Below are 12,470 nucleotides of genomic sequence, written 5' to 3'. Positions count from 1 at the left end.
CATGCTGACCGTCGCCACCCGGATCAAGATCCTCGCGTTCCTGGTCATCTCCGTCCTGGTGATCGGCTACATCGGGACCGGCTACGCCGACCTCGGGCGCTATGTCGGGCTGCGGGACTACTACACGGTCAAGCTGGGGCTGAGCACGACCGGCGGCCTCTTCGAGGGCTCGGCCGTCTCGTACCGGGGCATCGTCGTCGGCAAGGTCGGCAAGCTGACCCTCACCCATGACGGTGTGGTCGCCGACCTGCGCATCAAGAAGTCGGCGCCGAAGATCCCCCGGGACCTGAAGGCGATCGTCGCCAATCGTTCGGCGGTCGGCGAGCAGTACGTGGACCTGCGGCCGGACTCGGCGACAGGCCCGTTCCTGGCGAACGGCGTCTCGCTCCCGAGCACCGTCACGACGACTCCCACGCCGGTAGCCGAGACGCTCAAGAGCATCAACGACCTGACCGCGTCCGTTCCGCTGACCGACCTGCAGACGGTCATCAACGAGCTGGGCCTTGCGTTCGCCGGGCAGGGCCCGCACCTGCAGAAGCTCCTGGACACGGGTGGACGCTTCGTCCAGACCTCCGACCAGAACTTCCCGACGACCCGGGCCCTGCTCTACACCGGCACCGACGTGCTGCGGACGCAGAACGAGGAGGCCGCCTCGCTCAAGGCGTTCGCGAGCAACTCCCGGCTGTTCGCCCGTGGGCTGCGCGACTCTGACGCGGACTTCCGCCGCCTGATCGACGTCACACCGTCGGCCGCACGCGAGGTGGACCGCCTGGTCCGCAACCTCGACCCGGGCTTCGGGCAGTTGCTCGCCAACCTGCTGACCACGTCCCGGCTGACCAACATGCGGCTGGACGGGATCGAGGACCTGCTGTCCAACCTGCCCAGGGTCGCCGCGATGGGTTCGTCGATCGTCGCGGACGGATCTCTGCGGCTCGGGCTGGTCAACACGTTCTTCAACCCGCAGCCCTGCACGCGCGGCTACGGCGGCACGCAGTACCGCAAGGGCGAGAACCTCACCCCCGCACCGCCGCTCAACACCAACGCGCACTGTGCCGAACGCCCGGGCAGCGGCATGAACGTGCGCGGCTCGGCCAACGCCCCGCATCGTGGCGTGCCCGACGCCGTTCAGCCCGGTGATGCCGGTCGGAACGAGCTGATCCACGTACTGAAGATGCTCGGCCTCAGCGGAGTCGTCTCATGAGGCTCCGGGCCTTGATCATCACTCTCGCCGCCGCGATCCTGGCGACGGCGGTGTGGTTCCTGTGGCCCTCAGACCACAAGAACGACGCCGCGTCCGAACGAGACCTCGTCGCCCGCACGGCCGCCCGCCAGGTCGCGGCGCTCAACTCGATGGACTCGGGCCAGGTGGACGTCTCGCTGTCGCGCTGGCTGGAGGCGTCCACCGGAACGCTGCACGACCAGCTCCAGCGCGACCGCCCGTTCGCCCGCGCGAAGTTCGTCAAGGCGGGAACGACGGCGTCCGGGCAGGTCACAGGCCTAGCCGTCACCGACATGGATCTGCACGCGGGCAAGGCCACGGTGCTGGTCGCGGTCCGCGTTCGCGTGACCAGCGCGGCGGCGTTGGACGGCAGCGAGCAGCGCAAGCGGTATCAGGCCGGGATGGTCCGTACACCGGCCGGCGACTGGCGGGTCACCTCGCTGATCGCGGTCCCGGCCGGAGCGCCCGCCAAGCAGCCGTCCGATCCGGCGATCAGCGCGGTGTCGTCCGCGCTGACCAAGGTCCTGTCGTACTCCTACGCCGACCCGGCCGCCACCCAGCGAGCCGCCGACGCCGTCCTGACGGGCCGGGCCGCGAGCGACTACCGAGGCCTGTTCGGCGAGGTCGTACGGCTCGCTCCTCAGCAGAAGCTCACGCTGACCACCAGCGTCGTCCGCGCCGGAACGGTCAAGCGAACCGGCGACACCGCCGTGGTCCTGGTCTTCCTGGACCAGAAGGCAACGCGTTCGGGAGATCCGTCCGGCAAGACCGCCACCGCCCAGCTCGTCGTGACCGCGCGCCACGACCGCGCCTGGCGGATCAGCGAACTGACCGTGGCATGAAGGGGTGTACGAGGTGACCAAGACGGACGCGGTGGCCGAGAAGAAGGAACCGGCCGAGGCCGAGGAGAAGCCCAAGACCCCGCCCGATCCCGCTCCCGCGCCGGCCAAGGGCCGGGACCACGTGCTGATCGCGGCCATCGCTCTCGCGGTGGTCGCCGCACTGGTCGCAGGCTGGTTCGGCTGGTCGGCCTACTCCACCTCGCACGATGACTCCATCGCGTACGGCCGGACGCGCGACGACGTCCTGCGTACCGCCGACCAGGCGATCGCGAACCTCAACACGCTCGACTACCGCAACGTGACCGCGGGGCTCGGGCTGTGGCAGGACTCCACCACGTCCGAGCTCTACGACCAGATCGTGAAGGGCCGTGCCGACCTGGAGCGCGAGGTCGCCAAGAACAAGACCACGACCACGGCCCGCATCCTCGAATCCGGCCTGACCGAGCTGGACACGCGCGCGGGCAAGGCCGCCGTCATGGCCGCTGTACGCATCACGGTCACAGGCGCGGACGGCAAGTCGACCAACCGCATCAGCCGCCTGGCCGGCCAGCTCACCAAGACGTCCTCGGGCTGGAAGCTGTCCGCCCTGGGGCAGGCACCGACGGGAACCTCCGGCTCATGAACCGACGCACCCAGCTCCTAGGCGCCCTGGCCGCCGCGACCGTCGCCCTCGGCGGTACGGCAGCCTGGTCGGCTGCCCACGCCGACACCCTCACCTCAAGCTCCTCGGCCCGGAACGCGGCCCTCAGCGACAACGGCGCGACGAGCGAGGTGAAGGGCCAGGTCACCAGCGCGGTGAACACGGTCTTCTCCTACAACTACGCCGACACCGCAAAGACCGAGAAGGCGGCGGCCGACGTCCTCACGGGCAAGGCCGTGCAGCAGTACGCCCAGATGTTCGCGCTCGTACGGCAGCAGGCGCCGCAGCAGAAGCAGATCCTCACGACCACGGTCACCGATTCGGCCGTCAAGAGCCTCACCTCCTCGCGCGCCCGCCTCCTGGTCTTCGCCGATCAGCGCAACACCCGCACCGACAAGAACCAGACGAGCTACTCGGCCGCCGTATTCGCCGTGACCGCCATCCACGTCGCCGGCAAGTGGAAGATCGAGGACATCGATACTTTCCGCTCGGAGTGAGTATTAGGCAAGATCAAAAACTAACTCTCGACACATTTTCAAAACATTTATCAGATAACTTCTTGATTTCCACCCTGACCCCCTTGAGCTGGGCAGATCGGCGAATTACGTTCCTACTGGACAGTATCTCCGAGGGGAAGGGAAATCACCTCTCTGTCGCATTCCATGTACGGTCAGCCATCCCTTATTGAGAAAAATGCCACCCCCATGAAAGGGAACAAGAACTGACATGCGAAAGCTCACCAGGAACACCCTCGCCGCCGCCGCCGTCATGGCCGCCGCCGTCAGCCTGACGACCACCTCCGCCCGCGCCGACGACGTGACGTTCACCGTCAGCGGCGGGACCAGCATCAGCGGCACCAACTACCAGCTCCCCGTCGTCGCGCGCGACGTCCAGACCGGCGCCGCCGCCAGCTGTGACACCGGTAGCGCCACGGGCACGGTCAAGAACGGCTCCGGCCTGTCCGGTGCCGGTCTCGGCTCCCTCACCAGCGTGTCGCTGACGGACTCGAGCACGCCTGACGGTGCCTGCCTCGGCCCGTCGGGCATCACCCTGAAGCTCGACCTTCAGGGCCTGCCCTGGGCGTTCAACGCCGTCTCGTACAACTCGGCCACCGGCGTCACCAGCGGCAACCTCTCCAATGTCAAGGCCACCCTCACGGGCAGCGACGACTGCGTCGCGCACATCACCGGGCCCGGCGGCGGCTTCGGGCAGATCGAGGGGACCTACACCAACCCCGCGACCGCGGGAGACCCGGCGCTGCTCGGCGTCACCACCAGCAACCTGACGATCGCGGACGTCAACGAGTTCTGCGACCCGAACCTGATCAACCAGGGCGACACGATCGAGCTCGATGGCAAGTTCGAGATCACCCCCAAGCTGACCATCACCAGCCCGTGACCTGGGCCGTCTGACCAGCCGGCCGTGTCCTCACGGATGCCCGAGGGGACACGGCCGTACCCGACGCCAAAGGAGACCCGAACGATGTGGACATGGCGGAACGTCGCCTGGACTGCGGCCCTGGCCGGACTAGCCATCGGCACCGGCCTGGTCGTCGCCGTTCCGCCCGCGATCGCGGACATCAAGGCGGATCTGCCGTACGTCTGCACCACATCCTCGGCGACGCACGAAATACGCCTTCGGCTGTCGGCCTCCATGCCCACCCGTGGCACGGTCGGCAGGGCCATCTCGTTGGGCCGGCTGCGCATGAGCGTGGTCCTTCCCGCGGAGATGGCAGCAGACCTCGCAGGCTCAGCGGCGGGGGGCGGCCGATCGTCCTCCGCGCCGGGTGCAGATGGGTCATCGGGGCCCGGCGCCCCTTCACCCGACCTGACCATGACGGCACGGCTGGGTATCACCGCGCTCCAGGACGGCCAGGCCATGGCCATTGCGTGGCCCTCGTTCGCACTGAATGGGGCGAACGCTTCGGACGGCGCACGCCAGAAGGTGCCCCTCGCGGGCTCGGGCCGGCTACCGGCCATCACCCCGTCTTCCCCAGGCCCCCTCACTCTGGTCGGAGAGCAGCTCACCCTGCAGCGAGCCGGTGGCGTGTCAGCCGACCAGGTGCGTTGCGTGGCTGCGGGCGAGACGATCGTCGGTTCGGTCGGCGTGCGCGGCAGCGGCACCAAGAAGGCAGTGGCGCCCTTGGTCCCGGGCGATACCTCGAAGCCCGGAGCGGCCGCTCCCGAGCGCAGCTGGGAGTGCAAGGAGATCCCCGCAACGAGCACGGATCCCCGGTACGACTTCAATGACGACGCTCGTCTGCACGAGATCTTCGACCAAAAGAAGCATCCGCCGCCCAATATCCCAATGAACGACCCGCAGGCCAACGTCAGAGGGGGAATCCCGTTCTGTATTCGGGCCAGTGGATTTGCGAACGTAAAAAAACTTGGCGGCGCCAATCCGATCGGTGCGGAGACTCTCCTGCGGCGGGGAGTCGTCAATATCAGCCCCCAGAACCGCAAAGAGAACTACCAGCAGCAACAGGGCTATTTCATCACGGATACGACGCCTTCCAAGGCAACGCTCCTGGGGTTTGGCTTCATGCCGACAATGGCGACGGCGACGATGGAGCAAGTGAGGCCTCCAGCGCCTTATAAAGGCTCCCTCCTGACCGGTAACCTGCGGAGTGATATTGCGTCAGGCATTGGCGGTGCCCCGCTTCCTGAGGGACGGCCCGAGGAAACCTGGGGATCGGCATTTGTTTCGGTCCGAGCCGGAGAGACTTCGGTGAACGGAACCCCCGTCCAACTCGGTTCGCATTGCGGCACCTCCCCGACGCAACTCAACATCTATACGCTCACCGGAAAGCTGGGACAGCGCGTCGACCTGACCCAGGGCAGCACGGTCACAGCCAACGTCGGCCTGCCGGCCTTCTCCGGTTGTGGGATTGGAGAGGATCTAAGCCCGCTTCTGACCGCGAGTATCTCGGGTAGCGATAATGCGGTCCAGCTCGAGGCGGCGCCGTGGTGCCAGTTCTCAACGGTGCGGCCGGGAAGCTGCGACATACCGCGCGAGCCGATCACCGTCACCGTGAAGCCCGGCGGCCCGGTGCAGGTGACCGCCCAAGGCATTTTGATCAAGGGCGCGGGGGCTGAGATCCGATGCGACTCGATGAGCCTGAACATGAAACTGCCAACAGGGCACTGGCTCGGCCGCTATCCGTTCGCGGACATCTCCAAGGTCGCAGCCTCCGGTTGTCGCTACCGGCACGGCACGTTCGAGTCGCCGGTGGCGGTCACTGCCGATACCGACTCTGGCTGGAGTCTGAGCTTTACGTCAAAGGCAGCGGATGGAACTCTCACCTCATCGATCCAAGGCATTCTGTTCAGTGTCGACGGTGACTTCGACGGTCTCAAATGCCGCCTCCGATTCGGCCAGAACAACAACACGACCCCGGCGGGGACAATTGAAGTTCCGGGTTTGATGAGCACGGCCTACAACACTGAGCAGCGCATGCTCAACGTCCTCCCCAATGCGGCGCTGTATGTGACGTTCGGTACCACGGCCGGCTGTCAAAAGGTTCCCGGCTTCCCCATCGGGCGCTACGCGGTCGCGTTCGACAAGGGATTCGCTTTCCCGCCCAACCAGGAAATATCCATCCCCTGATATCCACCCCACGAAAGGATCGCATGTGAAGGTCACCAGACTGGCGATTCCCGGCGTTGCCGCCCTGCTGGCGCTGGCGCCGCTGACCGCCGCGCAGGCGGCGCCGGCGGAACTGCCGCCCGACACCCCCACGTTCGACTTCTCCGACTGCCCGACGCTCTCGGCGAACTACGACCCCAACCAATCCCAGTGCTTCAACGTGGTCGTCGTGGGTGGAAAGTTCCAGCTCGGCAAGGTCGACAAGGCGATCGAGAAGCCGATCAAGATCACCTATGCCTCGCTCTGGAACAACACCACGCAGCGGCCCGAGACAGTGTTCGGCAAGCTCCGCGCCGAGCCAATGCTGATCGAGGGCGTCTTCGGAGACCCGCTCCTCACCGCCGTCTATGCCACGCCCGAATACGCGGGCAAGTGGGAGACCCCGCCCGGCACCAACTTCTCCATCAACACCGCCCTGAAGGTCCGCCTCCAGGGCAGGGTGCTTCCGGTGGACTGCCACATCGGCAGCAACTCCGACGCGATCAACCTCAACCTGATCACCGGCACCACCGCCCCGCCCGCGCCCAACACCCCGATCACCGGTGAGAAGGTCCGCGTGGTCGGCACCCAGGGCCCGGTGACGGTCCGCCAGGGCACGCACGTCGAGAACTCGTTCAGGGCCCCGGGCGCGAACGGCTGTGGCCTGATCAACGGCGGCCTGCTCGACACCATCATCAACTCCCAGGCCGGCACCCCCTCGGCCGCGGGCAAGAACACCATGATCTTCAAGGAGTTCATCGGCAGCGTGGCCTACTCCAAGATGCCGTAACCAGCGCGACGGGGGCCGTGTCCCAGGACACGGCCCCTCTGAGAAGGGGCTCCCGATGCTCAAGACCCTCTCTTTGATGACCGCCGCCATAACAGCCCTGTCACCCACCGCCCAGGACCCGACCTGGACGGTTTCCCCTGGAGGCTCCTTCACCGCCGCCGCCTCGGTCGACATCAAGAACGTCACCCGCGGCTGGACCATCTCGTGCCAGTCCATGGACGTCACCGGCTCCGCCGAGTCTGGTGCGAACCAGCAGGGCCAGTGGCTCCTCACCTTCCCCACGGTGACGTTCACAGGCTGCACCGGCCCGGGCGGCACCTACACGGTCACCCCCGCCAGCGACTTCCAGTGGGTCTTCAATGCCGAGGGCTACGACGCGGGCACCACCAACGGCGCGCTCACCTACGTCCAGCTCACCGCCGAGGCGAGCAACGGCTGCAAGACCGACATCACCGCTCCCGACGGAGGCCCTGGCACCGCCGCCGCCCGCCACGCCAACTCCGACGGCTCCCTCTCCGTCAACGGCGACACCCTCCAGGCCACGTTCACCAACTTCGCCTGCTCCGCCGACACCATCGCCACCGGCGACAAGTTCTCCTTCTCCACAAGCCTGCCCATCACCCCGCGCCAGACGATCACCAGTCCCTGACGTATCGCCCGTCCACGAAGGGAGAAACGATGCGGACCACGATGAAGGGGCTGCTCGCGGTTCCGGCTCTGGTCGCTTGCCTGCCCGTGCTGAACGCCAGTGCCGCTCAAGACCTCCAGATCACGCCGGTCGGGCCGGTGACGTTCAGCGCCGCGCGAGTGTCGTTGGTGGACGCGCTGACCGGCTCGGATATCGGCTGCTCATCCGTACTGAGAGGCCAGGCCGGCAATGACCTCGTGATCAACGGTGCTGACTTCAACGGCTGCGAAGGTCCGGCCGGCATCACTTTCACGATCAGCGTCAGCGTTCCCTGGGGGTTCTGGATGTCGAGCTACGACTCCACGAGCGACAGCGTCAGAGGCGAGTTCACCGGCGTCAAGGCAACCCTGCATGGAAGCGACGAATGCGATGCGACCATCAGCGGGCCCGGCGGTGGCGCGGGGACGATCGACCTGTCGTACAGCAACATCACCGGGATCCTCACCCTGGGTGGGGGCGACCTGGTAGTGAACACGGCCGACGCGGACTGTGATCCGGGCCTGGTCAACGGCGGTGATGCCGTCAGTCTGCAAGGCCCGTACAACTCCAACCCGAAACTGACGATGAGGCCCGGACAGCCGGAGCGATGACGATTGACTTCCGCGGCCTGCTACCAGTGAACCGAGAGGATGACGAGCCAGGCGTCGTCATCCAGAGCGTCCAGATAGGCGTTCGCTTGATCGAGGTAGGCCTTCCTATGGCGCAGGAACGGTTCATCGTCCACCCCCCAGAACTCACCTTCGAGGGTGACGAGTCCGACGAGCGCCTCCTGGCTTGCCTCGCGCACACTCGCTGGAGCGCCGCAGATCCACTGCTGCATGCGTTGGGCCATGACCTCACGCTGGCCGGTCAGGTCGAGACGCCGCTTGGGGCCGCCATCGACCCAATCGCGGATGCACGGGCATGCGCTTTGAGGCCAGGCCCTTGCAGAGTTCGCCTGGCTGGATCAGGTCAGGTGCGTTGGGATCGACCGGCTTGAAATAGCGGCAGAAGTCGGCGCCCACGTACCAGCCGTCGGTCTTGCCGTTCGGGTTCCTGCGCCCCGACCTCGTCCTGTATAGATGCCGTTCCATCACCCGCTCCAGATCACGGACATGAGGGAGCGCGGCGACGACCGGTATGAACATGTGGTCCTCCGATCCCTGCGGAGCGTAACGGGTTGACCTCTCAGCGCCGGGGTCTTTGCCTGAACGGATCGAGGGTCTTCTGTTCGGCTGAGGTCGTCGCGCTGTGGGGAACGGCCATACCAGCCGGGTCCTCGGCCTCGGCGAGGGCAGTCTGTTGGTCAGTGCGGCTGACTGAGGCTGGGCCAAGACTGGCGATGTGCGTCCAGACCCACGTTCGGTAATGGGGTGACAAGGTCGTCACATAGGGTAATGTCACCGTCCGTGCCAACCTCCCAGCATGAAGGACTTCACCAGATCTTCCAGAAAGATGGTGCTCTGGCGGCGTACGCCATCCAGCGGGTCCTCGGCGTGGAACTCCCGGCCGTCGAGAAGGTCTCGGTCATCAACAGTGACGTGACCGACCATCAGCCGATCGAGAGACGCGTCGACACCGCGCTCGTGCTCGAATGTGAGCCGGGCTCACACATCTTGATCATCGAATCGCAGGACAAGCGGGATGAGGACAAGCGTCGCAGTTGGCCGCACTATGTGACCTACATGCACACCAAGTACGGGTGCCAGGTCAGCCTTCTCGTTGTCTCAAGGCGGGCGGGCACGGCGCGCTGGGCTCGCGAGCCGATCGAGATCGGTGTACCGGATCACTCCTGTCTCACCTTTCGTGCGTTCGTGCTCGGCCCGGACAACACGCCAGTGATCACTGACCTGGCCACCGCGTGCGAGAACGTCGTGTTCACGGTGCTGGCGGCCCTCATCCACGGCAGGTCTCGCAGCTCGGATGCGATACTGGAAGCGCTGTTCGCCGCGTTGGGGACCATCGACGTCGAGACCGCCGGTCACCTCGCCGAGTTCACCGAGAGATCGCTCGGTAGGACCCGTGCTCGTCAGAAATGGAGGGCTCTGTTGACTGCCAAGGCTCGCCCGTTCGTCTCATCCATCCGCGCCGAGGGCCGCGCAGAAGGTCGCGCTGAGGGTCGCGCGGAGGCCCAGACCGTGTTGGCCCGTGCTGTGCTGCGGGCACTCGGTCGGCGTCATATTCAGGTACCCGAGGCGGCGCGGGATCGGATCATGGAATGTACCGACCTTGCGGTCCTGGAAGCCTGGCTTGACCGGGCCATGACCGCCGAGACGCTCGACGAGCTGTTCGCCTGAGGTCGTCAGACCGTGGGGAGCGGCTGAGCGCCGGCCTTGATGCGGCGGGTGAACGTACGCCAGTCGGCGGCGTCGAAGACCAGCTTCGGACCGTCCGGGTCCTTGGAGTCACGCACCGCGATGTGCGGGGAGAGCGGCGCTACCTCGATGCACTCTCCGCCGTCCGAGCCGCTGTGGCTGCTCTTCCGCCACGACGCGATCTCTACGCAGTCGCCGCCTCCGCCTCCGCTGTAGCTGCTCTTGCGCCAATGAGCGCGTCTCATCGAAGTCCCTCCAGTAGTCCAGTAAAGGCTGGGTCGCGGAACGGCATGGGCCACTGCTCAGGGTCTACTCCGAGCGGATGCCGATGGTCGGCGAGAGCATCGACGTGGTCGGGCGACAGTTCCGTTCGAGCACCAATGAACTGCTCGGTCGCGATGTCACGTGCGCTGCGGCGGCGGTCGAGGCTTTGCTTGTGCCGTGGGTCGGCTCCCCGCATTCCCACCGCCCGACTGCGTCAGGCGAACAGATCCTCGACCTGTTCGACCGTCAGTGCGCGGTCCAGCCAGGTCTTGAGCTCCTGCTGGTCGTCGCTGTCGAGGATGCGAACCCGGTCGGCGTTGGTGACGGCCAGATCGCGGTGGTGCAGGATCTGGAGGACCGCCTCGGCAAGGCCGACCGCGACGCCCTCGGTGCGGCCCTCAGCATGGCCCGCCTTGTGTCCCTTGTCCTCGTACTGGCCGTAGATGCGGCGGAAGTAGGAGCTGTAGCACTCCTGGGCTTCTTGACCCATGATCTCCTCCAGGGGATGGCCGCCCACCTCAAAGGCCAGGGCGGCCAGCCAGTCAGTGTATAGACGGATACGCTGCGTATCCAAGGGCTCGAGCGCCTTGTGCACGGTTTCGCGGACCTCCGGTTGGTGAATGCGGTCGGGGCTGCAGGCCACGGCGAGCAGCACTCGCTCTGGCGAGGCCCGGTGGTACGGGTACTGGGGCAGGTCCAGTTCGTCGGGCCCGAGAACGATGGCCTGCACGCTGTTGAATGGGCCGACGGGGATGGGCTCCTTGAGTCGACGGGCCGCGGCTCGGTCGAGGCAGATCACCAGGACCAGCGTGGGGCAGTGGTGGCGTTCGCGGGCGACCGTGAGGTAGACGGGGATCGCACCGGGCTTGCCGGCGTCGTCGGTGCGCTGGACCTCGACCACGGCCGACATCACCGCGCGGTCACCGTCGATCAGCAGGACGTGGCCGTCCGCTCGGCGTTCCAGGAGCGACAGCTTCTCTGAGGTCGTCGGACCGGACTTGGAGAAGACGATCGTGAAGTCGGGGGACGCCTCGCGTTGACGCGTGTGGGCCGGTACGGGGACTCCGGCCAGGGCTAACAGCTCGCAGAGCAGGTCGGGGCGGGCTTCCAGGAGGAGCAGCGGGAAGTGGTGCTGGAAGGTGGGCATCGTCGCTCCGGCCGGGAGTGATGGGATCTTGAGCGCCATGAGTGATGAGAACTGGCAGCGCCGGGTCGACGACCTTTGGGACGTGTTCGACCGGCATGAGCCCGCGGACTTCCTGAAGAAGATGGAGGCGCTGGTCTCGGAGCGGCCGGAGGGTGACCCGCTGGCGGCGTTCGAGCTGGCGTCGGCGAACGACTCCATCGGAACCGAGGGGCAGGCCGAGCCGCTTTATCGGGTGGCCCTCGCCGGTGGGCTGCCTGCGGCTAAGCGGCGGCGGGCCACGATCCAGTTGGCGAGCACGGTTCGCAACCTCGGGCAGATCGAGGAGAGCATCGCGCTGCTCAGCGCGGAGCGTGAGGCGGGGTCGGACGAGCTGGACGATGCGGTCGATGCGTTCCTGGCGCTCGCGTTGGCGGATGCGGGCAGGGAACGGGAGGGGCTTTCGCTCGCCTTGGGCGCGCTCTCCCGTCACCTGCCCCGCTACAACCGCTCCCTGGCCAACTACGCCAGGATGCTGAACGACGAGGACGACGCCTAGGAGAACTTGCCCAGCTGGTGAACGCGGGCGAGCCGGCCGTCGGGGGCCAGGTGGCCGACCATGAAGATCTCGACGGTCACGGTCTTCTTGTCCGTCGCGACCAGCGTGTAGTGGGCGGCCACCCGGTCGCCCGAGACCAGGGCGGTGTGGACCTCGACCTCGGCTGCCGTGCCCTTCTTCCGTGCGGCGCGGGTGTGGTCGATGACGCGCTGCCGGTCGAGCGCGATGCCGTCGGCGTGCCATGCGAAGTCGGGCACGAAGTAGCGGTCCAGCACCGCGCCCGGTCCTTCTTCGGCGTGGATCACGTCGTGCGGATACGCGGTCAGGAAGTCGGTGAGGTCGCGTTCGGTGGTGAGGCCCATGGACCCTCCTTAGGTGTATGGCGTACGCGTATAACGTACGCCTACCCCGTGGGGGTTCCCAAGGC

General features: G+C 66.6%; 15 protein-coding genes. 11 read left to right on the top strand and 4 right to left on the bottom strand.

Going from position 1 to position 12,470, the window contains the following annotated elements:
- Position 1 precedes the first annotated feature (1 nt).
- The 9 genes from J4573_RS12790 (at position 2) to J4573_RS12750 (ending at position 8,393) form a co-directional block, all read left to right on the top strand.
- Positions 2 to 1,201: an MlaD family protein gene (locus J4573_RS12790; protein ID WP_208255645.1), complete on the top strand. Its 1,200-nt coding sequence runs from the start codon at positions 2 to 4 to the stop codon at positions 1,199 to 1,201.
- An 11-nt stretch (positions 1,202 to 1,212) separates the two neighbouring features.
- A complete protein-coding gene (locus J4573_RS12785; protein ID WP_208255644.1) occupies positions 1,213 to 2,061 on the top strand; it encodes a hypothetical protein in 849 nt (282 codons plus the stop codon).
- A gap of 13 nt (positions 2,062 to 2,074) precedes the next feature.
- Positions 2,075 to 2,683, top strand: coding sequence for an Rv1363c family protein (locus J4573_RS12780; protein WP_208255643.1), 609 nt, complete (start codon positions 2,075 to 2,077; stop codon positions 2,681 to 2,683).
- On the top strand, positions 2,680 to 3,198 hold the full coding sequence (locus tag J4573_RS12775; protein WP_208255642.1) for a hypothetical protein: 519 nt from the start codon (positions 2,680 to 2,682) through the stop codon (positions 3,196 to 3,198). The genes J4573_RS12780 and J4573_RS12775 overlap by 4 nt, the downstream gene beginning before the upstream one ends.
- Before the next feature lie 229 nt (positions 3,199 to 3,427).
- Entirely contained in the window at positions 3,428 to 4,099 is a 672-nt protein-coding gene (locus J4573_RS12770; protein WP_208255641.1) for a hypothetical protein, read from the top strand.
- Positions 4,100 to 4,183: 84 nt separating this feature from the next.
- Positions 4,184 to 6,307, top strand: a complete 2,124-nt coding sequence (locus J4573_RS12765) for a hypothetical protein (RefSeq protein WP_208255640.1) — start codon at positions 4,184 to 4,186, stop codon at positions 6,305 to 6,307.
- Positions 6,308 to 6,332: 25 nt separating this feature from the next.
- Complete coding sequence (locus J4573_RS12760; protein WP_307796606.1) at positions 6,333 to 7,115, top strand: hypothetical protein; 783 nt, start codon at positions 6,333 to 6,335, stop codon at positions 7,113 to 7,115.
- A gap of 55 nt (positions 7,116 to 7,170) precedes the next feature.
- Positions 7,171 to 7,764: a hypothetical protein gene (locus J4573_RS12755; RefSeq protein WP_208255639.1), complete on the top strand. Its 594-nt coding sequence runs from the start codon at positions 7,171 to 7,173 to the stop codon at positions 7,762 to 7,764.
- 29 nt (positions 7,765 to 7,793) lie between these two features.
- On the top strand, positions 7,794 to 8,393 hold the full coding sequence (locus J4573_RS12750) for a hypothetical protein (protein ID WP_208255638.1): 600 nt from the start codon (positions 7,794 to 7,796) through the stop codon (positions 8,391 to 8,393).
- Between the two features lie 20 nt (positions 8,394 to 8,413).
- Here the strand turns inward: J4573_RS12750 and J4573_RS12745 are convergent, their stop codons facing one another.
- Positions 8,414 to 8,635: a hypothetical protein gene (locus J4573_RS12745; protein WP_208255637.1), complete on the bottom strand. Its 222-nt coding sequence runs from the start codon at positions 8,633 to 8,635 to the stop codon at positions 8,414 to 8,416.
- Positions 8,636 to 9,191: 556 nt separating this feature from the next.
- Between J4573_RS12745 and J4573_RS12740 the strand changes: the two genes are divergently transcribed.
- A complete protein-coding gene (locus J4573_RS12740) occupies positions 9,192 to 10,079 on the top strand; it encodes a hypothetical protein (RefSeq protein WP_208255636.1) in 888 nt (295 codons plus the stop codon).
- 5 nt (positions 10,080 to 10,084) lie between these two features.
- Here J4573_RS12740 and J4573_RS12735 read toward each other — a convergent pair whose 3' ends face one another.
- Together J4573_RS12735 and J4573_RS12730 are read right to left on the bottom strand one after the other, a co-directional pair.
- Positions 10,085 to 10,342 carry a DUF397 domain-containing protein gene (locus tag J4573_RS12735; RefSeq protein ID WP_208255635.1) on the bottom strand — a complete coding sequence of 86 codons (258 nt, stop codon included), beginning with the start codon at positions 10,340 to 10,342 and terminating at the stop codon, positions 10,085 to 10,087.
- A 233-nt stretch (positions 10,343 to 10,575) separates the two neighbouring features.
- The gene (locus tag J4573_RS12730) at positions 10,576 to 11,508 is read right to left on the bottom strand and encodes an RpnC/YadD family protein (protein ID WP_208255634.1); all 933 of its coding nucleotides are present in this window, start codon (positions 11,506 to 11,508) and stop codon (positions 10,576 to 10,578) included.
- A gap of 37 nt (positions 11,509 to 11,545) precedes the next feature.
- Here J4573_RS12730 and J4573_RS12725 point away from each other — a divergent pair, with 37 nt between their 5' ends.
- Positions 11,546 to 12,043 carry a tetratricopeptide repeat protein gene (locus J4573_RS12725; protein WP_208255633.1) on the top strand — a complete coding sequence of 166 codons (498 nt, stop codon included), beginning with the start codon at positions 11,546 to 11,548 and terminating at the stop codon, positions 12,041 to 12,043.
- Here J4573_RS12725 and J4573_RS12720 read toward each other — a convergent pair.
- Positions 12,040 to 12,405: a nuclear transport factor 2 family protein gene (locus J4573_RS12720; protein WP_208255632.1), complete on the bottom strand. Its 366-nt coding sequence runs from the start codon at positions 12,403 to 12,405 to the stop codon at positions 12,040 to 12,042. The two genes, J4573_RS12725 and J4573_RS12720, sit on opposite strands and share 4 nt — an antisense overlap.
- Between the last annotated feature and the right edge of the window lie 65 nt (positions 12,406 to 12,470).

Source organism: Actinomadura barringtoniae (assembly GCF_017573505.1).
In the GTDB taxonomy this organism is placed as follows: domain Bacteria; phylum Actinomycetota; class Actinomycetes; order Streptosporangiales; family Streptosporangiaceae; genus Spirillospora; species Spirillospora barringtoniae.
Note: the sequence above shows the minus strand (reverse complement) of the source record. Positions and strands in the feature narration are given on the sequence as shown.